The organism is Streptomyces sp. NPDC048278 (assembly GCF_040652195.1).
In the GTDB taxonomy this organism is placed as follows: Bacteria; Actinomycetota; Actinomycetes; order Streptomycetales; family Streptomycetaceae; genus Streptomyces.
This window is the reverse complement of record NZ_JBEZLP010000015.1, coordinates 12,825-36,028: the sequence shown is the minus strand read 5'-3', so window position 1 is coordinate 36,028 and position 23,204 is coordinate 12,825. Positions and strand designations below refer to the sequence as shown.

General features: G+C 72.9%; 19 protein-coding genes. 10 read left to right on the top strand and 9 right to left on the bottom strand.

The genetic code is table 11. The annotated features are described in order from the left end of the window. The first annotated feature begins 319 nt into the window (after positions 1–319). A complete protein-coding gene (locus AB0D74_RS25510; RefSeq protein WP_362591302.1) occupies positions 320–694 on the top strand; it encodes an STAS domain-containing protein in 375 nt (124 codons plus the stop codon). A gap of 167 nt (positions 695–861) precedes the next feature. Then, complete coding sequence (locus AB0D74_RS25505) at positions 862–1,374, top strand: EF-hand domain-containing protein (protein ID WP_362591299.1); 513 nt, start codon at positions 862–864, stop codon at positions 1,372–1,374. On the opposite strand, the gene AB0D74_RS25500 is transcribed toward AB0D74_RS25505, so the two are convergent. Beyond that, positions 1,358–2,905, bottom strand: coding sequence for an AMP-binding protein (locus AB0D74_RS25500; protein WP_362591296.1), 1,548 nt, complete (start codon positions 2,903–2,905; stop codon positions 1,358–1,360). The two genes, AB0D74_RS25505 and AB0D74_RS25500, sit on opposite strands and share 17 nt — an antisense overlap. Before the next feature lie 119 nt (positions 2,906–3,024). On the opposite strand from AB0D74_RS25500, the gene AB0D74_RS25495 reads away from it, so the two are divergent. The 3 genes from AB0D74_RS25495 (at position 3,025) to AB0D74_RS25485 (ending at position 6,064) form a co-directional block, all read left to right on the top strand. Further along, a complete protein-coding gene (locus AB0D74_RS25495) occupies positions 3,025–4,155 on the top strand; it encodes an acyl-CoA dehydrogenase family protein (RefSeq protein ID WP_362591293.1) in 1,131 nt (376 codons plus the stop codon). A gap of 6 nt (positions 4,156–4,161) precedes the next feature. Next, positions 4,162–5,034, top strand: a complete 873-nt coding sequence (locus tag AB0D74_RS25490) for an acyl-CoA dehydrogenase family protein (protein ID WP_362591290.1) — start codon at positions 4,162–4,164, stop codon at positions 5,032–5,034. A gap of 553 nt (positions 5,035–5,587) precedes the next feature. Continuing rightward, positions 5,588–6,064, top strand: coding sequence for an ATP-binding protein (locus AB0D74_RS25485; RefSeq protein ID WP_362591765.1), 477 nt, complete (start codon positions 5,588–5,590; stop codon positions 6,062–6,064). Positions 6,065–6,388: 324 nt separating this feature from the next. Here AB0D74_RS25485 and AB0D74_RS25480 read toward each other — a convergent pair whose 3' ends face one another. Beyond that, positions 6,389–7,324: a cyclase family protein gene (locus tag AB0D74_RS25480; RefSeq protein WP_362591287.1), complete on the bottom strand. Its 936-nt coding sequence runs from the start codon at positions 7,322–7,324 to the stop codon at positions 6,389–6,391. Positions 7,325–7,410: 86 nt separating this feature from the next. On the opposite strand from AB0D74_RS25480, the gene AB0D74_RS25475 reads away from it, so the two are divergent. The 4 genes from AB0D74_RS25475 (at position 7,411) to AB0D74_RS25460 (ending at position 12,143) form a co-directional block, all read left to right on the top strand. After that, positions 7,411–8,325, top strand: coding sequence for an SDR family NAD(P)-dependent oxidoreductase (locus AB0D74_RS25475; RefSeq protein WP_362591284.1), 915 nt, complete (start codon positions 7,411–7,413; stop codon positions 8,323–8,325). A 210-nt stretch (positions 8,326–8,535) separates the two neighbouring features. Continuing rightward, entirely contained in the window at positions 8,536–9,690 is a 1,155-nt protein-coding gene (locus AB0D74_RS25470; RefSeq protein ID WP_362591281.1) for an acyl-CoA dehydrogenase family protein, read from the top strand. After that, positions 9,690–10,739 carry a Zn-dependent alcohol dehydrogenase gene (locus tag AB0D74_RS25465; protein ID WP_362591278.1) on the top strand — a complete coding sequence of 350 codons (1,050 nt, stop codon included), beginning with the start codon at positions 9,690–9,692 and terminating at the stop codon, positions 10,737–10,739. Before AB0D74_RS25470 ends, AB0D74_RS25465 begins: the two co-directional genes overlap by 1 nt. A gap of 129 nt (positions 10,740–10,868) precedes the next feature. Continuing rightward, a complete protein-coding gene (locus AB0D74_RS25460) occupies positions 10,869–12,143 on the top strand; it encodes an MFS transporter (RefSeq protein WP_362591276.1) in 1,275 nt (424 codons plus the stop codon). Here the strand turns inward: AB0D74_RS25460 and AB0D74_RS25455 are convergent. Then, the gene (locus AB0D74_RS25455; RefSeq protein WP_362591273.1) at positions 12,030–13,070 is read right to left on the bottom strand and encodes a helix-turn-helix domain-containing protein; all 1,041 of its coding nucleotides are present in this window, start codon (positions 13,068–13,070) and stop codon (positions 12,030–12,032) included. The two genes, AB0D74_RS25460 and AB0D74_RS25455, sit on opposite strands and share 114 nt — an antisense overlap. Positions 13,071–13,140: 70 nt before the next feature. Here AB0D74_RS25455 and AB0D74_RS25450 point away from each other — a divergent pair, with 70 nt between their 5' ends. Beyond that, complete coding sequence (locus AB0D74_RS25450) at positions 13,141–14,487, top strand: MFS transporter (protein ID WP_362591269.1); 1,347 nt, start codon at positions 13,141–13,143, stop codon at positions 14,485–14,487. Here AB0D74_RS25450 and AB0D74_RS25445 read toward each other — a convergent pair. The 6 genes from AB0D74_RS25445 to AB0D74_RS25420 all read right to left on the bottom strand — a co-directional run bounded on the left by AB0D74_RS25445 (position 14,484) and on the right by AB0D74_RS25420 (position 22,971). Next, positions 14,484–16,013, bottom strand: a complete 1,530-nt coding sequence (locus AB0D74_RS25445) for an ATP-binding protein (RefSeq protein ID WP_362591266.1) — start codon at positions 16,011–16,013, stop codon at positions 14,484–14,486. The two genes, AB0D74_RS25450 and AB0D74_RS25445, sit on opposite strands and share 4 nt — an antisense overlap. A 244-nt stretch (positions 16,014–16,257) precedes the next feature. Further along, positions 16,258–16,857 carry a flavin reductase family protein gene (locus tag AB0D74_RS25440; protein WP_362591263.1) on the bottom strand — a complete coding sequence of 200 codons (600 nt, stop codon included), beginning with the start codon at positions 16,855–16,857 and terminating at the stop codon, positions 16,258–16,260. A gap of 61 nt (positions 16,858–16,918) precedes the next feature. Next, a complete protein-coding gene (locus tag AB0D74_RS25435) occupies positions 16,919–17,704 on the bottom strand; it encodes an enoyl-CoA hydratase-related protein (RefSeq protein WP_362591261.1) in 786 nt (261 codons plus the stop codon). Then, the gene (locus AB0D74_RS25430) at positions 17,704–19,941 is read right to left on the bottom strand and encodes an acetate--CoA ligase family protein (protein ID WP_362591258.1); all 2,238 of its coding nucleotides are present in this window, start codon (positions 19,939–19,941) and stop codon (positions 17,704–17,706) included. The genes AB0D74_RS25435 and AB0D74_RS25430 overlap by 1 nt, the downstream gene beginning before the upstream one ends. Before the next feature lie 118 nt (positions 19,942–20,059). Beyond that, positions 20,060–21,604, bottom strand: a complete 1,545-nt coding sequence (locus AB0D74_RS25425) for an FAD-dependent oxidoreductase (protein ID WP_362591256.1) — start codon at positions 21,602–21,604, stop codon at positions 20,060–20,062. 161 nt (positions 21,605–21,765) lie between these two features. After that, complete coding sequence (locus tag AB0D74_RS25420) at positions 21,766–22,971, bottom strand: NAD(P)/FAD-dependent oxidoreductase (protein WP_362591253.1); 1,206 nt, start codon at positions 22,969–22,971, stop codon at positions 21,766–21,768. Positions 22,972–23,204: the final 233 nt, after the last annotated feature.

The window sequence follows — 23,204 nt, the reverse complement described above, 5'->3', positions numbered from 1 at the left end:
CCTTTATGGCAATGCGCGCCCCTTGACGGACCGCAGGTGGTAAGAGGTGCTTCCGGTAATCCCCCGCATCTCCCCGCTCCTGGGCCGCTCCTGGGCCGCTCCCTGGCTACTCCTCGGCTCTCACGCGCGTCTTCGGTCAAACCTTCTGTTTCTGATCGAACAGGACTGACCATGACCGAAACAAGACCCTTCCCGATCGGTGCTCGTTTCTCGTCGGGGGTTTCGGGGAACGGCCGCTGGGCAGCCGCGCGAGAAGAAGCGTAGGAACACGCTCCGTTTCCGGGCGGTTCCGGAGATCCGGCGAGCGGAGGGCTGAGCCGTGGCTTTCAAGGTGACCGGCGTCGAACAGGGTGAGTGGGCCGTGCTCGAGGTGTCGGGCGAACTGGACCTGGTGACCTCGCCGGCGCTGCGCCAGCGGGTGCACGACATGGTCGCGGAGGGCCACCACAGCCTGGTCCTCGACCTGTCCGACGTCTTCTTCTGCGACTCCAGCGGGGTCGGCGTCCTCATCGCGGCCCGCCGCCTGATCCGCTCCTGCCGGGGCCGGCTGCGGCTGATCCTGCCCGCCCAGGGCGCGAGTGACGGTTCTCACGTCAACCGGGTGCTCGGCGCCCTCGGCGTACGACGCCTCTTCGAGGTCTACGCCGACGTCGACAGCGCGACCACCGACGAGGAGGACCCGCTGTCGGCGTAGCCGCGCCCCCTCACGCCCATAGCCGACGATGACGACAGTGCCACGTTGTTGTCGCGGAATTCCCCCGGTCTTGGCACAACCGTCGTTTTCCCGCTCTCCGGCCGCCGCCGCGTCGTACGCTCCCTGCGAGATGAACCCCCACGTCACGTAAGGCGGCCCGAACAGACATGGTCAGCACCGAGTACGAGCGACGGATCGCCGCCCGGTTCGCAACCTTCGACCAGGACGGCAACGGCTGGATCGACCGCGAGGACTTCAACTCGGCGGCCAAGGCACTGCTCGCCGAGTTCGAGGTCCCCGCGCGCTCCGCCAAGGGCCAGGCCCTGTACGCCGGCGCGGAGGCCTTCTGGCAGGGCATGGCCGGCATGGCGGACCGGGACGGCGACCAGCGCATCACCCGCCAGGAGTTCGTGAGCGGCGCGGTCAAGCGGCTGCACGACAACCCCGAGCGGTTCGGCGAGATCGCCCGCCCCTTCCTGCACGCGGCCCTCGCCCTCGCGGACACCGCGGGCACCGGCACGGCGACCGTCGCCGACACCGTGCGCGTGCTGCGCGTCCTCGGCGTCGTCCCCGAGCTCGCCCGGGCGATCGCGTCGGGCCTGGACACCGACGGCGACGGCAATGTCGCGGAGGCCGAGATCGTCCCGGCGTTCGCCCGCTACTTCACGATCCCGGAGTAGCGCTCCCGGGCGCCTCGGAGAACCGCTCGCGCAGCTTGTACTTGAGCACCTTGCGCAGCGTCTCGTTGCGCGGAAGGGCGTCCACCACCTCCAGCCGCTCCGGCAGCTTGTGCACCGACAGCCCCTCCGCGCGCAGGTACGACACCAGCTCCGGGAGCGTCGGCGCGGCGGATCCCGGCGGCTGTTCGACCACCGCGCAGACCAGTTCCCCGCGCTCCGCGTCCGGCAGCCCGACCACCGCCGCGTCGGCCACCGCCGGATGCGCGGCGAGCAGGTCCTCGATCTCCTTCGCCGAGATGTTCTCGCCCTTGCGGATGATCACGTCCTTGAGCCGCCCGGTGAGGACGAGATGGCCGGTCCCGGTCACCCGGCCCAGGTCGCCGGTGCGCAGGAACCCGTCCTCGTCGAAGGCCGCGGCGGACTGCACCGGATCCAGGTACCCCTGGCACACCGCCTCCCCGCGCAGCCGCACCTCGCCGCCCTCCGCGATCCGTATCTCCATCCCCGCCGGCGGCTTCCCCTCGGTCGTCGCCAGGTTCTCCGCGGTGTCGTCCGGCGCCCCCATCGTGATCATCGGCACCTCGGTCATGCCGTACCCGTGCGTCAGCTGCACCCCCATCTCGCGCACCACCGCGTGGTACACCTCCGGCGGCTTGGGCGCCCCGCCGCCGGCCAGCAGCCGCAGCGAGGGGATCACCGGCACCCCGGGCTGTTTGCGCTGCTCGGCGAGGAACATCGAGTAGAACGCCGTCGAACCGCCCGCCACCGTCACCCCGTGCCTGCGGTACTCCGCCAGCGCGTCCGGCAGCGCGAACTGCTCGAACAGCACCGCCGGGAAGCCGTACAGCAGCAGCATCACCGTGTAGTCGGGGCCGGCGATGTGCGCGTACGGGAACGCCATCGAGCCCACGTCGTCCGCCGTGAGCCGCAGCGCGTGCGCGAGGCACGAACCGCCCGCGACGAGCGAACGGTCCGTGTGGAGAACGCCCTTGGGGTCCGAGGTGGTTCCCGAGGTCCAGTAGATCCACCGGACGGAGGTGCCCTCGGCGGGCGGCGCGGGCAGCACGCCCGGATCGCCGTCGGGCAGATCGGCGTCGTCGTACGCCTCGAAGATCCCCTTGGCGCCCAGCCGCCGCGCCAGCTCCGTGTGGTCGAAGCCGCGCCACACGCCGGGCACGGCGAAGAACTCGGCCCTGGACTCGCGCAGCGCGAAGCCGACCTCGCGGTCCCGGTAGAACGGGATGACCGGCGACTGGACGGCGCCGAGCCTGGCCAGCGCGAAGGACAGCACGGCCGTCTCGATCCGGGTCGGCAGCTGCCAGGCGACCACCGTGCCGGGGCGTACGCCCATGCCGTACAGGCCGGCCGCCACCCGCTCGGCACGCGCGCGCAGTCCGCCGAAGGAGAGGGCGCGGTCGCCCTGGAGGAACACCGGCCGGTCGGGGGTGAGCGCGGCGCGCCGGTCGAGCAGGTCCCAGAGGGTGCGGGCGGTACTCAGTTCGTGTGCGGTGGCGTTCACGGAGTCCGTCATGGGGTCCCCCTGCCGGGCAGAGCTGACGAGTCGTCAGATCGTAGGTCCTGGTGCCTTGTCGGTCCAGGGGTGCGGGGCTAGCCTGCGAGATCTGACGGACCGTCAACCATGGAGGGCCGGTGGATCTGTCGTACACGCCCGAGGAGGAGGAGTTCCGGGCGCGGCTGCGGGAGTGGCTCGCCAAGGTGCTGCCCGGCCTCCCGCCGAAGCCGAGCCCCGACGACTGGCCGGGCCGCCGCGCCCACGACCTCGGCTGGCAGCGCACGCTGTACGACGCCGGGTACGCCGACGTCCACTGGGACGCCTCCCCGACCACCCGGCTGATCTTCCTGGAGGAGACCGAGAAGGCCGGCGCGCCCTACGTGGGCGCCAACTTCGTCGGTCTGCTGCACGCGGGCCCCACCATCGCCGCCGAGGGCACCGAGGCGCAGCGGGCCCGCTGGCTGGCGCCGATCCTGCGCGGCGACGAGGTGTGGTGCCAGGGCTTCAGCGAGCCGGACGCCGGCTCCGACCTGGCGGCGCTGCGCACGCGCGCGTGGCGGGACGGCGACGACTACGTGGTGAGCGGGTCCAAGATCTGGACCTCGCACGCGGAGGTCGCCGACTGGTGCGAGCTGCTGGTGCGGACGGACCCGGAGGCGCCCAGGCACCGGGGCATCACCTGGCTGGCCATGCCCATGGACGCGCCGGGCATCACCGTACGGCCGCTGCGCACGCTCGCCGGGTCGGCCGAGTTCGCCGAGGTGTTCCTCGACGAGGTGCGGGTGCCCGCGGCCAACCGGGTCGGCGGCGAGAACGACGGTTGGCGCGTCACCATGGTGACCCTCTCCTTCGAACGCGGCACCGCCTTCGTCGGGGAGGTCGTCGCCTGCCGCCGGGTGCTCGGCGACCTCGCGCGCGTGGCGCACGCGAACGGCACCTGGGACGACCCGGAACTGCGCCGCCGTCTCGGCCGCCTGAACGCCGAGTTCCGGGCGCTGTGGCGGCTCACCCAGTGGAACGTCAGCGAGGCGGAGGGCAGCGGCGTGCCGGGCGTCGGCGGCTCGGTCTTCAAGCTGCGGTACTCGCACGCGCGCCAGGAGCTGTACGACGCGTCGGCGGCCGTGCTCGGGCCCGACGCGCTCGACCTGGACCGGCCCTGGGTCCTCGACCGGCTCTCCTCGCTCTCGTACACCATCGCGGCCGGGACCTCGCAGATCCAGCGGAACATCGTGGCCGAGCGGATCCTCGGGCTGCCGAAGGGGCGGTGAGCGGACGTGCGCTTTCGACTGACCCGTGACCAGGAGGCGGTCCGGCAGGGCATGCGGGAGCTGCTCGGGCGCCGGTTCGACGGCGCGGCGCTGCGGGCCGCCGCCGGCGGCCCGGTGCGTCTCGACCGGGCCCTGTGGCGGGAGCTGGGGGCCGCCGGGTTCTTCGCGCTGCGGCTGCCGGAGGCCGACGGCGGGGTCGGACTCGGGCTGCCGGAGGCCGTGTTGGTGTTCGAGGAGGCGGGGCGGGCGCTGCTGCCGGGACCGCTGGTGGCCACCCACCTCGCGGCGGCCGACGTGCCCGGCGCGGCCACCGGGGAGGCCGTGGTGGCCCGCGTGGACGGCGGCCTGGCGGAGTGGCTGGCCGAGGCGGACGCGGTGACGGGGGACGCGTCGGGGGCCGTACCGGTGCGCTCCGCGGACCCGCTGACGCCCCTGCACCGGGTCCCGGGACCCGCCGCCGCGGCGCCCGACCCGTTCGCCGTGCTGCTCACCGCCGCCGAGCAGCTCGGCACGGCCACGCGCGTGTGCGAGCTGGCCGTGCAACACGCCCGCACGCGCGTGCAGTTCGGCCGGCCCGTCGGGGCCTTCCAGGCGGTCCAGCACCTGTGTGCCGAGATGCTGGTGCGCGCCGAGACCGCGCGGGTGGCCGTCTACGCCGCCGCGGTGACGGCCGACCCCGTGGACATCGCGGCGGCCCGGCTGCTCGCCGACGAGGCCGCCGTACGCGGCGCGCGGGACTGTCTCCAGGTGCACGGCGGGATGGGCTTCACCTGGGAGTCGGAAGTGCATCTGCATCTGAAACGGACATGGGTGCGGGCGCAGCGTGCCGGAGTGAATGCGGAGCGTGAGGAAATGCTGGCCGCGGAGCTGCTCGGCTGAGCGTTCGAAACGGCTCCGACCTGCGGAATCATGGGTCCGGGGGGTCGGGATGTCGCGGATTGTGGCATAGCGGAATCACTGAGCGTTGATACCGGGTTGTGTCCAACGCGTGACTCGTCACGGCCTGGAGTCGGCTGTCCCCTCCGGTACCTTCTGTGGGATGCGAGTGGTTCCGAGGACGAGCCATGCCGGCGGAGCCGTCGAAGCGGCCCCGCCGCTCGTGGTGCGCACCGCCGCTCGCAGGGCGGTAAGGGCTTGCGCCCCCGCTTGTTCGACTCCCCGCCGCGAGCGTCGCACAGTATGCCGTAGGCGTACTCCTTCGCGCTGGAATATGCCCGAAGCGCTTGTTGGGGTGACTGTACGTCAACCATGCTGTCTCGTAAGGGAATCACGTTCCGTGACCCTTGCTCTGGCCGTTGTTCTGGCCATGCAGAAAATGGCTACGATCGTGGCCCTCGTCGTGCTTGTCGTCGCGGCCCTCGCCGCGGCGCCCGGTCGGTGCGGGTTCATGTGTCCGCCGGTTCGGATGGTGTGAGCGGTGCAGGTGCTTCAAGTGCAGCTGGAGATCCGGCCCGACCCCGCGGAGGTGGGGCGGGCCAGAAGGTGGGCCCGCTCGCGCCTCGCCGGGTCCGGTATAGCGGCGGACGAGCCGCTGGCCGAGACGCTGATCCTGCTCGTCTCCGAGCTGGTCACCAACGCCGTGGTGCACACGGGCTGTCCGGCCGTGCTGCGGCTCTCGCTGCCGGGCACCGACCGGGAGGGCGCCGACGGCTCGGTCACCGTACGGCTGGAGGTCGCCGACGCCAGCGACCGCGCGCCCGTGCCGCGGTGCGCCGACGGCGACGCGACCGGCGGCCGGGGCCTCGCCCTCGTCGACGGGCTCGCCGACCGCTGGGGCTGGAGCCCCGAAGGCGCCGGCAAGCGCATCTGGTGCGAACTCGACCGCTGTTCGGAAACCCGGCAGGGCGCGGCGGTGGCGTACGGCGGCGGTCTGGCCTCGTACGAAGGGCTGGCCTTCGAGGCGGTGTGATCCCGGTGCGCGGCCATGCGCCGGGGTTTGCATCCGTGCGCGCCCATGGTGAACCGGGGCATAAGTCGTAAAACCCCGAACGGGTGTTGACGCCTTGTGACCGTTTGCTCACGCTTGAGGTCTGCGATTCGCCGCGAGGGGACGGCGAGGGTCTGGGTGACGGACGCCCTCGTCGAGTGTGGGTCGAGTCGGACGGCGGCGTGCGGGGCCGGGCTCGGGGCGGGCCGGTGTGCGCAGCCGTCCGGATGCAGGGGGGAATGGGGGAGAGCCGGTGTCACGCCCCCACGGGTGTGACACCGGCTTCCACCGGGACGGCCGCGGCGTTCAGAGGACAGCCACCGGGGCAACGGGAGTGCCCGTCGCGCCGACGAACGGCTCGGGCATCGCCGACAGCAGGAACGCGTACCGGCCGGTTTCTCCACAGGCTGTGGACAACTCTTCGAGATTCCAGTTCTGCCCCTGCAGCATCCCCATCTCGACCAGGTCCAGGGCGTGCACGGGCAGCCACAGGTCCTCGATCTCGGGCGGGAAGATCTCGAACGTCAGGGTGTCGTTCGCCACGGCGGCCACATCGCGCGCGTGGAACCACTCAGGGGTGTGCACCGACAGACCCGGCGACGGATAGCCGTACCCGTGCTTGTCCCCGGCGAGGTACACCTGCACCTGCCCGGTCCGTACGAGGACGATGTCACCGGCCCGTACGGTCGTCCCGGCGAGCTCCTCGGCCGCGTCGAGGTCCTCCGGGGTGACCGCGTGGCCGCCCTCCAGCCGGTCCACGCCCCGCGCGCGTGCCACGTCGAGGAGCACCCCGCGCGAGACGATGTGCCGGGCCGTGGCGATCCCGCTGAACTCCGCCCCGCCGTGCGCGGTCACGGTGTCCGCCGGGCGGCCGTTGTACAGCTTCCCCGAGTGCGACACATGGGTGAGCGCGTCCCAGTGGGTGCCGGCCTGCAGCCCCATGGTCACGGCGTCGTCGCTGCACGCGACCGTCCCGGGGCCGAACAGCTCCTGGTTGATCTGCACCATGGCGTGCAGTGGGTTGACCCGCCCCGGGATCATCCCGGTCTGCACCCCGTCCTGTCGCAGCGGCAGGGCCAGCGGCACCCGGCGCCCGGTCCGCACCGTCGCCGCCGCCTCCCGCACCACCTCGTCGGTGATCAGGTTCAGCGTGCCGATCTCGTCGTCGGCGCCCCAGCGCCCCCAGTTGTTGACGCGCTTGGCGATGTCGTGGAACGCGGGATGAAGCGCCGGCAGTGACATCTGGGTCCTCCCCAGGCCTTGTGTCCGCACATCTGACGGGTCATAAAATCTAACGGTCCGTCAGAAACCGCGGGAAGGGGCCGGGCGTGGGGAACTTCTTGGCAGGCAAGGTCGTCGCCGTGACGGGTGCGGGGCGCGGTATCGGACGGGCGGTGGCGCTGGCGGCGGCGGCCGAGGGCGCGAAGGTCGTCGTCAACGACTACGGCGTCTCGGTCGACGGCGCCTCGCCCACCAGCGAGGTCGCCGAGGCCGTCGTCAAGGAGATCGGGGCGGCGGGCGGCGACGCGGTCGCGGTCGCCGACGACATCTCCACGATGGCCGGCGGCCAGCGGGTCGTGGACACCGCGCTGTCGTCGTACGGTCGGCTCGACGGGGTCGTGTGCGTGGCGGGGATCCTGCGCGAGCGGATGCTCTTCAACATGGCCGAGGCGGAGTGGGACCCGGTGGTCGCCACCCACCTCAAGGGCACGTTCACGGTGTTCCGCGCCGCGTCCGCGGTGATGCGCGCCCAGCGCGCCGGCACGCTGATCGGCTTCACCAGCGGCAACCACCAGGGCTCGGTCTCGCAGGCCAACTACAGCGCGGCCAAGGGCGGGATCATCTCCCTGGTCCGCAGCGCGGCGCTCGGCCTGCACAAGTACGGGGTGACCGCGAACGCGGTGGCGCCGGTGGCCCGGACCCGGATGTCGGCAGGCGTACCGACGGAACTGACCGAGATCGGCGAGCCGGAGGACGTGGCCGCGTTCGTCGTCTACCTGCTGTCGGACGCGGCGCGGGACGCGGGGGTCACCGGGCAGGTCTACACGGTGGCCGGACCGAAGATCGCGGTCTGGGCCCAGCCGAGGGAGTTGCGGGCCGCGTACGCCGACGGGGGTTCCTGGACGCCGGAACGGATCGCGGCGGCGCTGCCCGGGAGCGTGGGGACGGATCCGATGCCGATGCTGGCGCGGCTGGCGGCGATGGAGGTCGCCGCGCGGACGGGAAGCCGGCCGAACGCCTAGTGGGCAGGGGGTGCGGTATGTGCGCGGGTGCGGCGGCGTGGGGGTTGTTCGCGCAGTTCCCCGCGCCCCTTGGGTCGGTTGCCCGCGTCGGCGTTCACAGGCTCCCTCTGCCCGCCTACCTCTTCTCTCCGCCGCGACGGCGATCAGCCACCACGGTGTCACCGGCGGTTCTCGTACCGCATTAACCCCGATGCAGCTCTGGAGGTCACCGTGGATTTCGGCGCAGCGCCGGAGGATGAGGTGTTTCGCAGTGAAGTGCGGGACTGGCTCGGTGCGCATGCCGCATCGGGTGCGGACCGGCGCAGTTGGGAGCGGACCCTCGGGGCCGACGGGTGGATCGGGCTGGGCTGGGCGGAGGGCGGGTACGGGAACCGGACCGCCACGCTCACCCAGCAGGTCGCCTGGGCCGAGGAGTACGCGCGGTCGGCCGCGCCGCCCCGTTCCGGGCACATCGGGGAGAACCTGTTCGCCCCGACGCTCATCGCGCACGGCAGCGCGGAGCAGAAGGCACGGTTCCTGCCGCCCGTAGCCGCCGGCGAGGAGCTGTGGTGCCAGGGGTACAGCGAGCCCGGCGCGGGGTCCGACCTGGCCGGTGTGCGGACCGCGGCCGTCCGGGAGGCGGACGGCTACCGCGTCACCGGGCAGAAGATCTGGACCTCGCTCGCACACGAGGCCGACTGGTGCTTCGTGCTCGCGCGGACCGAGCCCGGCTCGCGGCGCCACCACGGACTGAGCTTCCTGCTCGTGCCCATGGACCAGCCGGGACGTATCGAGGTCCGCCCGATCCGGCAGATGACCGGCACCAGCGAGTTCAACGAGGTCTTCTTCGACGGCGCGCACGCGCGCCTGGAGCACGTCGTCGGCGGCGAGGGCAACGGGTGGCGGGTCGCGATGAGCCTGCTCGGCTTCGAGCGCGGGGTGTCCACGCTCGCCCAGCAGATCGGGTTCGCCGAGGAGCTGGGGCGGGTGGTGCGGGACGCGGTGCGGAGCGGGGCGGCCGACGATCCCGTCGTACGGGACCGGTTGGTGCGGCAGTGGGCCGAGTTGCGGGTGATGCGGTGGAACGCCCTGCGGACGCTGGGGAACCCGGCCGCCGAGCCCGGCGCGCCCAGTGTGGCCAAGCTGCTGTGGGGCGGCTGGCACCAGCGGCTCGGTGAGCTCGCCGTCCTGGTGCGGGGCGCCGCCGCGAGCATCGGCCCGGCCGGCTGGTCGGCCGCCGCGCCCTACGAACTGGACGCCGCCCAGCACCTGTTCCTCTTCTCCCGGGCCGACACCGTCTACGGCGGCTCGGACCAGGTGCAGCGCACGATCATCGCCGAGCGGGTGCTCGGTCTGCCGAGGGAACCGAAGGGGGTCGAGTCGTGATGCGCGGAGTCGTGTTCGACGGGAAACAGGTGCAGGTCGTCGACGACCTGGACGTACGGGAGCCGGGGCCGGGGGAGGTGCTGGTCGCGGTGTCGGCGGCCGGACTCTGCCACAGCGACCTGTCGGTGGTGGACGGGACCATACCCTTCCCCGTTCCCGTGGTGCTGGGCCATGAGGGTGCCGGCGTGGTGGAGGCCGTAGGTGTGGGCGTCAGCCATGTGGCGCCCGGGGACCATGTCGCGCTGTCCACCCTCGCCAACTGCGGTGCCTGCGCCGACTGCGACCGGGGACGGCCCACCATGTGCCGCAAGGCCATAGGTCGCCCGCAGAAGCCGTTCCTGCGGGGCGGCCAGGCCCTGTACCAGTTCGCGTGCAACTCGGCCTTCGCGGAACGGACGGTCGTCAGGGCCGTGCAGGCGGTCCGGATCCCGAAGGACATCCCCCTGACGTCGGCCGCCCTCATCGGGTGCGGGGTGCTGACCGGTGTCGGCGCCGTCCTGAACCGCGCCCGCGTCGACCGCGGCGACACCGTCCTGGTCATCGGCACCGGCGGGATCGGCCTGAACGTCATCCAGGGCGCGCGGATCGCGGGCGCCCTGCGGATCGTCGCCGTGGACGCCAACCCGGCCAAGGAGGAGGTGGCCCGGCAGTTCGGCGCGACCGACTTCCTGACCTCGACGGAGGGCGTGAAGGACCTGCTGCCGACCGGGGTGGACCACGCCTTCGAGTGCGTCGGCCGGGTCGAACTGGTCCGGCAGGCCGTCGACCTCCTCGACCGGCACGGCCAGGCCGTCCTCCTCGGCATGCCGGCCGCCACCGCCGAGGCGTCCTTCGTCGTCGCCTCCATGTTCCTCGACAAGTCCATCCTGGGCTGCCGCTACGGCTCCTCGCGCCCGCAGTACGACATCGCCCGCTACGCCGGCCTGTACCGCCAGGGCAGCCTGCTGCTCGACGAACTGGTGACCGAGACGTACCCGGTGGAGGACTTCGAGAAGGCGCGGGCGGACGCCGAGGCGGGGCGGGTGGCCCGGGGGGTGCTCACTTTCTAGGGGCGCGCACGGAGTCGTCCACGGTGGCCACGTTGGCCACGGTGTCCGCGTTGGCCACGGTGTCCACGTTGTCCACAGGCCCCGGGAAAACCTCTCGGCGTTGTCGGTCCCGCCGCCTACCGTCGTCCCATGACCTACCGTGATGTCGCGTCCCGGCAGGTCCTGGCCTGGGCCGGGACCGCCGTGGGTGCCCGTATGCCGGTCGCCATGGCGCCGTTGGCCCTGGTGTTCCTGGTCCGCGAGCGGCCCGGCGGCTACTCGCTGGGCGCGCTGCTCGCGGCGGCCTACGTGATCGGCGAGATCGTGGGCGCGCCCGTGCTCGGGATGCGGCTGCGCCCGGAGCGGGCGCGGGCACAGCTGGCCGTCGGACTCGCGGTCGGTGCCGCCGCGTTCGCCGGGCTCGGCGGCTTCCCGGCCGCGCCCCCGGCCGTCCTCGCCGTCTTCGCGTGCGTCGCCGGTGCCGCGCCGGCCGCCGCCACCGGGGGCCTGCGCACCCTGCTCACGGCACTGGTCCCGGAGCGTGCGGCGGCGCAGGCGCTGTCCGTCGAGTCGATCCTGACGGCCGCCGTGTGGGCCGTCGCCCCGGCCGCGGTGGCCGGCCTGGCCCTGGGCGTCGCGCCGGGCGTCCCGTTGTGGCTCGCAGCCGCCCTCATGGCCTCCTCGGTGGCCGGGCTGCGGCTCCTTCCGGCGGCCTGGGGCATGGGCGCGGGCGAGCGTGCGGAAGCGTCCCTCGCACGCGTCCTGGCCGGCGCCTGGCCGGTGTACATCACGGGCGCGGCCAGCCTGACCCTGCTCGGGCTGTCCGAACTCGTGCTGCCCGCCCTGCTCGAACAGCGCGGGATCGGCGTGGGCTGGTCGGGGCCGCTGCTGACCGGGATGGCGGTGGGCGGCGGGCTCGGCGCGTTCCTGCACGGCCTGCGCGCCTGGCCGGGACGGCTGCGCACCCACAGCGTGCTGCTGATGGCCGGCACGGCGGCCTGTGTGGCGCTCGCGGCGCTGATACCGCACACGGCCGGGATCGCGCCCGTGCTCGTCCTGGGCGGCATGCTCCAGTCGGCCGCGATGCTCACCCGCAACCTGGCGCTGCGCGAGGTGCTCCCGCCCGATGCCCTGGCCGCCGGGTACGCGGTCATGTACGCGGCGGCCAGCGCCGGTTACGCGGTGACCGGCTCCCTCGCCGGTGCGCTGCTGCGGGTGGTGGCGCCGTCCACGGCCGTCCTGGCCGGGGTCGGCGTGACCCTGACGCTCAGCGCGCTCGGCTGGTGGGGCGAGGTGCGGCGGGCCGGGAGATCAGCGCGCGGCGCCGACCGTGCCGGGGCCGTCGCCGGTGCCCGCCCCGGTGCTCGCGCCGGTGCGGAAGGTACGGCGATACGCGGTCGGGGTGACGCCGAGCGTCGTCTGTAGGTGCTGGCGCATCGACTGGGCGGTGCCGAAGCCCGCGTCGCGGGCGACCTGGTCGACGGAGAGGCCGGTGGACTCCAGGAGGTGGCGGGCGCGTTCGACGCGCTGCTGGGTGAGCCACTGGCCGGGGCTGACGCCGGTCTCCTCGCGGAAACGGCGGGTGAAGGTCCGTACCGACATGGCCTCCTGCTCGGCCATGTCGCGCAGCTGGATGGGCTCGTGGAGGCGGCCCAGCGCCCAGGCGCGGGCCGCGGTGGTGGTGGCGACCTGGGGGTCGGGGACCGGGCGGTGGATGTACTGGGCCTGGCCGCCGTCCCGGTGCGGGGGGACGACGGTGCGGCGGGCCACCTCGTTGGCGACGGCCGTGCCGTGGTCGCGGCGGACCATGTGCAGGCACAGGTCGATGCCGGCGGCCACCCCGGCGGAGGTGAGGATGTCGCCGTCGTCGATGAAGAGGACGTCCGCGTCCACCTCCAGCCGCGGGAACAGCCGCTGGAGATGGTCCGCCTCGGCCCAGTGCGTGGTCGCCGGGCGGCCGTCCAGGTAGCCGGCGGCGGCAAGGACGTAGACGCCGGTGCAGATGGAGGCGAGCCGGGTGCCGGGGCGGATGTGGGCGAGGGCGGCGGCCAGTTCGGGGGTGAGGACGCCCTGCTCGAAGACCGGGCCCAGCTCGTACGAGGCCGGGATGATCACGGTGTCGGCGGTGGCCAGCGTCTCCGGGCCGTTGGGCACGTGGATCGCGAAGTCGGCGTCGGTGTCGACCGGGCCGGGCGGGCGGACCGAGCAGGTCACGACCTCGTAGAGATGCCGCCCCCGGTCGTCCTTGGGACGGCCGAAGATGCGGTGCGGGATGCCCAGCTCGAAGGGGAGCAGGCCGTCCAGGGCGAGGACGACGACACGGTGCGGGCGGAAGCCGGGGTCACTGCTCATGGCCCGATCCTAGCGAATGCTGTCCTCCGGGCCACTCGATGGAGGGAACCCGGGGCCGGATATTTGTGGCGTGACCCAGACAAGCGCAGCCGCAGCCGCCCCCGCCGAGGACTCGGAGGGCTCGAAGCCGACCCGTTCACCGCGCATCCACCGTGCCTGGTTCGTCGCCGCCGTCACCTTCGTCACGATCATCGGTGCCGCCGCCTTCCGCTCCCTGCCCGGCCTGCTCATCGACCCCCTGCACACGGAGTTCGGCTGGTCGCGCGGCACGATCGGCGCGGCGGTCTCCGTCAACCTCGCGCTGTACGGGCTCACCGCGCCCTTCGCCGCCGCGCTGATGGACCGTTTCGGCATACGCCGGGTGGTCGCCGTCGCCCTGACCGTGATCGCGGTCGGCTCGGGCCTGACCGTGTGGATGACGGCGGCCTGGCAGTTGCTGCTCTGCTGGGGCCTGCTGGTCGGCCTCGGTTCCGGCTCGATGGCGCTCGCCTTCGCCGCCACGGTCACCAACCGCTGGTTCACCACCCGGCGCGGCCTGGTCAGCGGCATCCTCACCGCCGCCTCCGCCTCCGGCCAGCTGATCTTCCTCCCGCTCCTCTCCTGGATGGTCGAGACGTACGACTGGCGTCCGGCCGCCGTCACCGTCGCCCTCGCCGCCCTCGCGGTCGTCCCCTTCGTCTGGCTGCTGCTCCGCGACCACCCGGCCGACGTGGGCCAGAAGCCGTACGGCGCCACCGAGTTCGTGCCGAAGCCGGCGCCGGTCACCGGAGCCGCCCGCAGGACCCTCGGCGTGCTGGCCTCCGCGGTCCGCACCGGGCCCTTCTGGCTGCTCGCCGGGACCTTCGCGATCTGCGGGGCGTCCACCAACGGCCTGGTCCAGACCCACTTCGTGCCCGCCGCCCACGACCACGGCCTGCCGGTCACCACGGCGGCCTCGCTGCTCGCGGTCGTCGGCGTCTTCGACGTCGTCGGCACGATCGCCTCCGGCTGGTTCACCGACCGCTTCGAACCGCGCCGCCTGCTCGCCGTCTACTACGCCCTGCGCGGCATCTCCCTGCTCTTCCTCCCGATGCTGCTCGGCCCCTCGATCCACCCCCCGATGATCTTCTTCATCGTCTTCTACGGCCTCGACTGGGTCGCCACCGTCCCGCCCACCCTGGCCCTGTGCCGGGAGCGCTACGGCGACGACAGCGCCATCGTCTTCGGCTGGGTCCTCGCCTCCCACCAGATCGGCGCGGCCCTCGTCGCCTGGCTCGGCGGCGTCGCCCGCGACGCCTTCGGCACCTACGACATGGTCTGGTACGCCTCCGGCACCCTCTGCGCGGCAGCGGCCCTGATGGCCCTCCTGATCCGCCGACGGCCGGTGACGGCGGTGGGGGGACTCGGCGCCGTGAACCGGTCGGTACCGGCGGCCTAGGGCAGGAACCCCGTCGGCACGGACCGGCCGTACAACTCGTCCAGGCCGATCAGCAGCGCCCCGCTCCGGGCGGCCTCGGCGCGGAGCGCTTCGCTGAAACCGGCGGCACTGAAACAGGCCAACCCGCAGTGCGAGGTGTCCATGCCGCGCCCGGCAAGCAGCTCCCTTGCGCGTGCGAGGCGTTCGAGATGGCCGACTCCCATGACCGTGCCCCACTTCGCCTCGCCGAGCAGCGCGACCGACGGGCGGCTTCCTCCGGAGCCCTGCTCGACGACGGCGACGTCGACCTGGATCTGCCGACGCTCCTTCGTATCGGTCACAACGCCGCTGCCCACCTCGCCCAGAGACGTACTGAGCAGGGTCCGTCCGGGCCCCAGGACGTACTCACGGCACATCGCCTCGAAGTGCGGACCGGCCACCTGCGCCGCGAAGCGTTGGCCTGCCTGCGCCCACACCTCGGCGGCCTGACCCGCTTCCAGCCGGGCCCAGGCCGGACGCATGACGGCCTCGTAGAAGGTGATCAGGGGCTCGGTGATGCGGTACTGGGACTTCCCGGCCCGGAAGATGTCGGCCTCCCGCACCAGGAGATGGCTGTCCTCCAGGACGTTGAGCGGGTGCGAGATGTCGACGGACTTGCGGCCGATGTAACCCGCGATGCCCCCACGCGTGGTGTTGCCCTGCGCCACGGCAGCCAGCACCGAGTGATAGAGCGCGGTGTCCCGGATGTCGGCCTCCTCGGCGAGCAGGTATCGGGCCTCCCGGAAGAGGGGACTGAACGGGGAGAGGACCGTGCGGCAGATCCATTCGTCGAAGCCGTCCAGATCGGCGGGGACATCGTCCGCCAGGAACTGGCGGCGATAGGCCGGGGTGCCGCCCAGGACCGCGTGCAACCGTGCCGCCAGCGCGGGATCCGTGGCGACACCCCAGAAGTCCGCCGCCGCCCGGTAGCCGAAGGGCCGTACGACGAGTTCGAGCTGAGCCCGGCCCCGCAGCGGCGCACTGCTGGCCAGCAGTCCGCCCATGACGGACATCGCCGAGCCGCACAGCAGCAGTCGCATGCGGCTCTCCTCCACCTGGCCCCGGTCGACTGCGCGCTGGATCAGGGACGGAAGTTCCGGAGCCGCCCGCACGAGATACGGGAACTCGTCGATGACCACGAGAAAAGGGGTGTCCGGTGCCTGACCGCCGGGTGTCCGGGCGCCGGTGGCGGAGAGCCCGAAGAGATAGGTGACCGCGTCGTCCCAGGTGGCGAACGAGAAGGGCACCGGTGAGCCCACGTGTTCGGCCAGGGCGGCACTGAACTGCCTGAGAGACTCCGCCTCGGTGGCGTCGGTGGCCCCGAAGTAGAACCCGCCGCACTGTTCGACGAGCGCCCGCAACAGATACGTCTTCCCCATGCGACGCCTGCCGCTGAGGACCCCGAGCGCGGCGTGCGGGACGGGCCGGTCCGCGAAGGATGTGAGTGCCTCCCACTCGGCGCCTCGATCGAAGACGCGTGACGGCTTGGCCGGCCTCGGCTGCTGCATGACCACTCCCGGGGCCTCACTGACCTTAGGGATACACTTCTAAGGAGTGTATCCCTAATGAATCAGGTGCGGGGGAAGCCTCCGGCAGGTGAGCGCAGGCGTCGCCGGCACGCGTGGAGCAACTGCTCCGGATCACAGAGCCCGGGGCCGAACCCGCTGCTCACCCGAGAGACCGCGGAGGAAGTGATGTCCTGGCGGCCTGTCGCTCCGAAAAGGGGCAGGCCGCCCAGGGGCGCCTGACCGGCTACAGGAAGCGTCCCTTGTGGAAGAGCAGGGGGGCCCGGTCCGGGTCGGTGTCCGTGCCCAGGGCGGTGACCCGGCCGACCACGATCAGGTGGTCGCCGCCCGTGTGGACCGCGTGGATCGTGCAGTCGATCCAGGCGGCGGCGCCGGTCAGCCGGGGGGAGCCGGAGACCGGGGCCGGGTCGTGGGTGACGCCGGTGAACTTGTCGGTGCCGCTCACCGCGAAGGCGCGGCACAGCTCGCCCTGGCCCGCGCCGAGGACGTTGACGCAGAAGACGCCGGCGCGGGCGATCCGCGGCCAGGTGGCCGACGTGCGGCCGACCATGAAGCAGACCAGCGGCGGGTCGAGGGAGAGCGAGGAGAAGGACTGGCAGGCGAAGCCGGCCGGGGAGGACTCGCCCTCGGCGGCCGGTGCGGTGATCACGGTCACCCCGGTCGCGAAGGTGCCGAGCACGCGCCGGAACTCCGTCTGGTCGACCGGCGCCCGCTCGTCCGCACGCACGCACCGCAACTCCGGGCGCGGCAGCGCCTCCACGGGCCCCGCCGCGGGAACCGACCTCAGATAACGGACGGCAGCCGCGGCTGCCCCTGCGTGTCCCATCACCTCTTCATTGAAAGTGACGGGGCATCAGATGGGAAGGGGCAGGGACCCGGTATCGGCGTCATCGGCCCTGGAAATCGGGGGCCCTGCGCTCCACGAAGGCCCGTACCCCGTCCTGGGCGTCCCGGGTCGTCATGTTGATCTCCTGGGCGGCGGCCTCGGCGGCGAAGGCGGAGGAGCGGTCGGTGTCCAGGGAGGCGTTGACCAGCTGTTTGGTGAGGGCGAGGGCGCGGGTGGGGCCGGTGGCGAGGCGGGTGGCCCAGTCGCGGGCCGTCTTGGGCAGGTCGGCGTCCGGGACGACCCGGTTGACCAGGCCCAGGCGTTCCGCCTCCGGCGCGGAGAGCGCGTCGCCGAAGAACATCAGCTCCTTCGCGCGGTGCGGGCCGATCAGGCGGGGGAGCAGGTAGGCGCCGCCGCCGTCGGGGACCAGGCCGCGCCGCACGAACACCTCGATGAACCGGGCCGACTCGGCGGCCAGGACCAGGTCGCAGGCGAGCGCGAGATGCGCGCCGAGACCGGCGGCGGTGCCGTTGACGGCCGCGATCACCGGTTTCTCGCAGTCGAGGACGGCGGCGACCAGCCGCTGGGCGCCGAGCCGGATGGTGCGGGCCACGTCACCGGGGACCCGCTCGGCGGTGCCGCCACCGCCGCGGAGGTCGGCGCCCGCGCAGAAGGCGCGGCCGGTGCCGGTGACGACCACCGCGCCGATCCCCGGGTCCGCGGAGGCCTCGCCGAGGAGCTCGATGACGTGGTCGCGCTGGTCGGGGGTGAGGGCGTTGAGGGCGTCGGGGCGGTCCAGGGTGAGGTGGGCGACCCGCTCCGCGGTCACGTACCGGACGGTGTCCATCAGCGGCACACCGCCAGCGCGTCCAGCGCCACCGCGCCCTGGCCCTGCTCCAGCACCATCAGCGGGTTGATGTCGAGCTCCGCGAGCTGGTCGCCGAGCTCCAGGGCCATCCGCTGGACCCGGAGGACCACCTCGACGAGGGCTTCGAGATCGGCCGGCGGCCGGCCCCGGACCCCGTCCAGCAGGGCCCGCCCGCGCAGCTCCGCGAGCATGTCCCGGGCCTGCTCCTCGCCGAACGGCGGCACCCGCACCGCCGCGTCGTGCAGGACCTCCACCAGGACCCCGCCGAGCCCCACGGTCACCGTCGGCCCGAACAGGTCGTCGTGGGTGACCCCGACGACCATCTCCACGCCCCGCTCCACCATCTGGCAGACCAGTACGCCGTCCAGGGCGACCCCCTCGTAGCGGGCGATGTCCGTCAGGTCGCGGTACGCGTCCCGGACCTGGCTGGCCGAGGTCAGGCCGATCTTCACCAGGCCCAGCTCCGTCTTGTGGGCGATCTGGCCGCCGGACGCCTTCATCACCACCGGGTAGCCGACCAGCCCGGCCGCGCGCACGGCCGCCGCCGCGCTGGTCACCAGCTGCTCGCGCGGCACCCGGATGCCGTACGCGCGCAGCAGCTGCTTCGCCGCGTGCTCGCTCAGCTGCTGTCCGGGCCGCATCAGCGCGAGCGCCTTGCGGTAGGAGGGGGACGGGGTGCGCGGGGCCTCGTCGAAGGGGGAGCGGTAGTCGCTCACGAAGCGGTGGTGGTCGAGGTAGGCGCGGACGGCCGTGAGGCAGTTGCCGACCGTGCGGAAGGTGGCCACCCGGGAGGAGCCGAGCAGGACCTCGCGGTAGGCGGCCTCGGTGCCGACCGGCGAACCCCACACCACGCACACCAGCTTGTCGGTCGCCTCGGCCGCGTCCACCAGGTCCCGGACGAGCTTGTCGCTGAGCGGCGGGAACGGGCCGGTGATCGGGCATACGAGCACCCCGACCTCCGGGTCGGCGAGGATCGCGTCGATGATCTTCCGGCCGCGCCAGTCGCCCACCGGGTGCCCGCCGTTGTCGACCGGGTTGGCCACGCTCAGGTACTCCGGTATCCACTGGTGCAGCTCGGCCTGCCGGGCCGCCGACAGTTCCGGCAGCCGCAGGCCGAGGCCGGAGGCGAGGTCGGCGACGTGCGCGCCGGTGCCGCCCGAGATCGAGTAGACGACCACCCCGTCGGCGCGCGGCGGCCGGGCCCGGGCCAGCAGGGCCGCGGTGTCCTGGAGTTCGTCGAGGCCGTCGACGCGGATCACGCCGTACTGGCGCAGCGCGGCGTCGACCACATCGTCTGCGCCGGTCAGCTTGCCGGTGTGGGAGGCGGCGGTGCGGGCGCCGGCCTCGGTGCGGCCGACCTTCACGGCGACCACCGGGACCCGGCGGCGGGCCGCGCGGTCGGCGGCGAGCAGGAAGGCACGGCCGTCCTTGAGCCCCTCGACGTAGCAGGCGATGGCGCCGACCTCGGGGCGCTCGGCGAAGTAGGAGATGAAGTCGGCGGTCTCCAGGTCGGCCTCGTTGCCGGTCGGCGCCCAGTGCGAGAGCCGGATGCCGAGTTCCTGGGCGGCGAAGACGGGCCGGCCCTGGTGCCCGGACTGGGTGATCAGGGCGATCGCCGGGCCGTCCAGGTCCTCGCGGAACCGCTCGAAGGCGTTCAGGTTGGTGTTCGGGCCGAGCAGCCGCAGCCCGGACCGGCGTACGGCCGCCGCCAGCCGGGTCTGGGCCGCCGCGCCCTCCTCGCCGGTCTCGGCGAACCCGGAGGCGAAGGCCACGGCGAACCGCACCTTGGCCTCGGCCAGTTCCTCGATCACCGGCAGCGGGTCGGCGACCAGCAGCACCGCGAGGTCGACCTGCTCGGGCAGGTCGGCGACGGAGGGCACGCAGGCGATGCCGAACACGGACGGCCGGGTCGGATGCACCGGGTGCACCCGGGCCCCGACCCGCCCGGCCCAGTCGAGCAGCTGCCGGGTGATACCGGTGTTGGGCCGCCCCTCGGCGTCCGAGGCGCCGATCACGGCGACGGACTCGGGGCGGAAGAACCTGTCCAGATCCGGTACGTCCGCGTACAGCGGCCGTCCGCTGACGTCCAGCGCGTCCGCGTCGTCCGAGTCGGCCGCGCGGCCGTGGACGGCGGGCCCGGGACGCTGCTCACCGCAGGCGATGACCCGGGCCCGGCGGGAGTCGGTGGTGAGGGTGCCGTGGGTTGATCCAAGCATCGTTCCGCCCGCTCCTGTGTGACAGCACAATTAACTGACGCAGTGTCAGATTACTGAACTGACGCTGCGTCAGGAACTGGTCTGCACGCAAAGTTGAGGGACGAAGCAGCTCTTCTTCTCACCCGAGGGCGGCCAGTACCTCCTTCGCCACCCGCTCGCCCGACCGCACCGCCCCGTCCATGTACCCGGTCCAGAACGTCGACGTCTCCGTCCCGGCCCAGTGGATCCCGCCCGCCGGCTCGCGCAGCGCGGCCCCGTACTCGGTGAGCACCCCGGGCGGCGCGTAGGCCACCGGGCCGCCCCGCGAGAAGCCCTCATTGTCCCAGCGCTGGAGCACGAAGGAAGTGGGGGATTTGGCCTTGTCGCCGAAGTAGTTGGCGTAGTCGGCCAGCACGGCGGCCCTGACGTCGGCCTCGGCCGCCGCGTCGTACGCCCGCATCTCGTCGGCCTCGATGAACCCCATCAGGGCGCCGTAGGAGCCGTCCGGCGGGGAGTTGTCGAAGGTCGAGCGGACCACGCCGGAGTCGCTGACCGCCTGCCCGTTGAGGCCGTCGGCCCGCCAGAACGGGGTGTCGTACACCGCGATGGCCTTGCCGATCGAGCCCATCGGCATCCGCTGGGTGAGCTGGTCGCGGGCGGCCGGGAGCAGCGGGTCGTAGCTGATGCGGGCGGCCAGCGGGGGCGGCAGGGCGACGACGACGCGGGTCGCGGTGACCGTGATGCCGTCCGCCGTGACGACGTACGCGCCACCGGACCCGGCGATCGACCGCACCGGCGCGCTCAGCACCACCCGGTCGCCGAGGGTCGCGGCCAGCTTGATCGGGACCTGCTGGGAGCCGCCGACGAAACGGGACTCCTGGGCGCCGCCCGCCGTGTCGGTGAGGCGTTCCAGGGTGCCGGCGTCGGACTCGTCGCCGGCGGCGGCGATGTAGTAGAGGACGTAGAGCAGGGAGAGTTCGCGGGGCTGGGCCGAGAAGACCGACGTGCAGGCCAGGTCCAGCAGGAACTTGGCGGAGGGCACGATCGCGTGGGCGTTCAGCCAGCTCTCGAAGGTCTGCTTGTCCCACTCGGCGGCCTTGGCGGCGGTCCAGGGGGCGTCCACCGGCACCGTCGCGGCCATGCTGTCCAGTTCCGACTGCACGATCGCCGCGTTGGCGAGGCCCGCCGCGTCCACCGGCGGGACCGAGCCGAGCAGGCCGCTGGTGTCGTACGGGGTGCGCTTGCCGTCCTTGTAGAGGAGGTTGTTCCCCGTGTTGTAGGTGGTGAAGGTGGCGACGCCCAGGGAGTCGGCGAGGGCCTTGATGCGGTTCTGGGTGGGGCCGATGAACTCGCCGCCGCCCTCGGTGAAGCCGCCGTTGGCCAGCTTCAGGTTCACCACCCGGCCGCCGACCCGGTCCCGGGCCTCCAGCACCGCCACCGTCCTGCCGCCGGCCACCAGGTCACGGGCCGCGGTGAGCCCGGCGATGCCGCCACCGACGATCGCGACGTCCACGGTCCGGGACGCGGCGGTCGCGGCGGACGCGGCAGCCGTGGCGGCCGAGTCGGCCGAAGCGGTGCCCGCGGAGACCGCGGTGAGGCCGGCGGCCCCGGCGGCGGCGCCGAGGAGGGAGCGGCGGGAGAGCCGCGGGGAGGGCCGGGGGGAGAGCTGTCTTTCACGTGCCACGTGCGTCCTCCGTGCTGGGCGAGAGGGGTGGAACCGGAAAGTTGAGCAGGGCTCACATTCTGGTCCCGGGCACGGGCGGGATGCTACCGCCGGTAACAACCAACACCCGTCGCCTGCGTCACATGGGCAACGGGGTTGCTCTACAAGGAGATCGGGGCTATCTACGCCGTCTGCTGCCGCTCGGACCGGGCCTGCCGCTGCCGCTCGGCGGTCGACCTCGCGGCCGTCCTGGCGACGGCCTTCGCGATCTTCTCCGCGTCGATGGCCATCTCGCGGATGTTGCCGCTGATGGGGTTGGTGTAGCCGGTGAAGTAGAGGCCGGGGGCGTTCTTCGGGGTGCGGGGGCCGTGGGCGACCGGGTGGCCGCGGTCGTCGAGCACGTCGAGGTGGCCGACCAGGCCCTCCAGAGCGCGGACGTAACCGGTCGCGGCGATCACCGCGTCGGGGGAGACGCGGGTGCCGTCGGCGAGGGCGACCTCGCCGTCCTCGAAGCCGTCGACGGCGGCCACGATCTCGACCCTGCCCCGGCGCACCGCGTCGATCAGGCCGACGTCCAGGACCGGGATGGCGCCCTGCTTCACCCTGCTGTAGAGGCCGCTGTCGGGGCGGGGCAGGCCCTGCTCGGCCAGGTCGGGCACGCTGACCTTGGCCATCGTGCGGGCCAGCCGGTCGACGAAGCCGGTCGGGAGCCGTCGTACCAGGACGGAGCTGTACTGGGCCGCCCAGCCCGCGGTGGAGCGGCGCAGGATGTGCGGGACCGTGCGGACGGCCAGCCGCACCCGGGAGGCGCCGCCCTCGGCCAGGTCGACGGCGATCTCGGCGCCGGTGTTGCCGGTGCCGACGACGAGGACGTCCCGGCCGGCGAAGGGCTTGGCGTCGCGGTACGCGCCGGCGTGCAGGAACTCGCCGCGGAAGCCGTCCCGGCCCGGCCAGTCGGGGATGCGCGGGGTGTGGTTGAAGCCGGTGGCGACCACCACCGCGGAGCCGGTCAGCTCCCGTCCGCCGGAGGCGTGCAGCAGCCAGCCGTCGCCGTCGGGCGAGCGTTCCACGCGGGAGACCTCGACGCCGGTGACGATCTCCAGTTCGTGGTGCTCGGCGTACTTCTCCAGGTAGCGCACCACGTCGTCACGGGAGACCCAGCGGCCGAACCGGCGCGGCATGGGCAGCCCGGGGAGCGCGGACAGGCGCCGGGTGGTGTGCAGGTGGAGACGGTCGTAGTGGCGGCGCCAGGACGCGCCGACGTCGTCCGACTTCTCCAGGATCACGGCACGGATGCCCCGGGCCCGCAGCGCGTAAGCGGCGGCGAGCCCTCCGGGGCCTGCGCCGATGACGTAGACGGGCGAAACGGTGGGGGGGAATGCGGCCATGAGCGCGAGCGTAATCACGCTTCACGTTGATGGGTCTCGGTCAAGACCGGAATTGGTTGCGGATTGATCACACCCGTAGGAGAAGTGCGTGGGTCCTGTGACGTAGCCCACCTCATCTGGCGTTCGGCGGGTCGAAAAGAGAAAAGCCCGTGACGTCGGGCCCCGGTGCGCTGGGGCCCGACGTCACGGGTGGGCGGCGTCCTTAGACAGACGGGAAAAAGGACACCGCGTTC

Bases quoted from the DNA above. Each gene is read 5' to 3' on its own strand.
- AB0D74_RS25505 (WP_362591299.1), top strand. From the start codon at position 862: ATGGTCAGCACCGAGTACGAGCGACGGATCGCCGCCCGGTTCGCAACC.
- AB0D74_RS25500 (WP_362591296.1), bottom strand. From the start codon at position 2,905: ATGACGGACTCCGTGAACGCCACCGCACACGAACTGAGTACCGCCCGC.
- AB0D74_RS25480 (WP_362591287.1), bottom strand. From the start codon at position 7,324: ATGTCACTGCCGGCGCTTCATCCCGCGTTCCACGACATCGCCAAGCGC.
- AB0D74_RS25465 (WP_362591278.1), top strand. From the start codon at position 9,690: ATGCGCGGAGTCGTGTTCGACGGGAAACAGGTGCAGGTCGTCGACGAC.
- AB0D74_RS25460 (WP_362591276.1), top strand. From the start codon at position 10,869: ATGACCTACCGTGATGTCGCGTCCCGGCAGGTCCTGGCCTGGGCCGGG.
- AB0D74_RS25455 (WP_362591273.1), bottom strand. From the start codon at position 13,070: ATGAGCAGTGACCCCGGCTTCCGCCCGCACCGTGTCGTCGTCCTCGCC.
- AB0D74_RS25445 (WP_362591266.1), bottom strand. From the start codon at position 16,013: ATGCAGCAGCCGAGGCCGGCCAAGCCGTCACGCGTCTTCGATCGAGGC.
- AB0D74_RS25440 (WP_362591263.1), bottom strand. From the start codon at position 16,857: ATGGGACACGCAGGGGCAGCCGCGGCTGCCGTCCGTTATCTGAGGTCG.
- AB0D74_RS25435 (WP_362591261.1), bottom strand. From the start codon at position 17,704: ATGGACACCGTCCGGTACGTGACCGCGGAGCGGGTCGCCCACCTCACC.
- AB0D74_RS25430 (WP_362591258.1), bottom strand. From the start codon at position 19,941: ATGCTTGGATCAACCCACGGCACCCTCACCACCGACTCCCGCCGGGCC.
- AB0D74_RS25420 (WP_362591253.1), bottom strand. From the start codon at position 22,971: ATGGCCGCATTCCCCCCCACCGTTTCGCCCGTCTACGTCATCGGCGCA.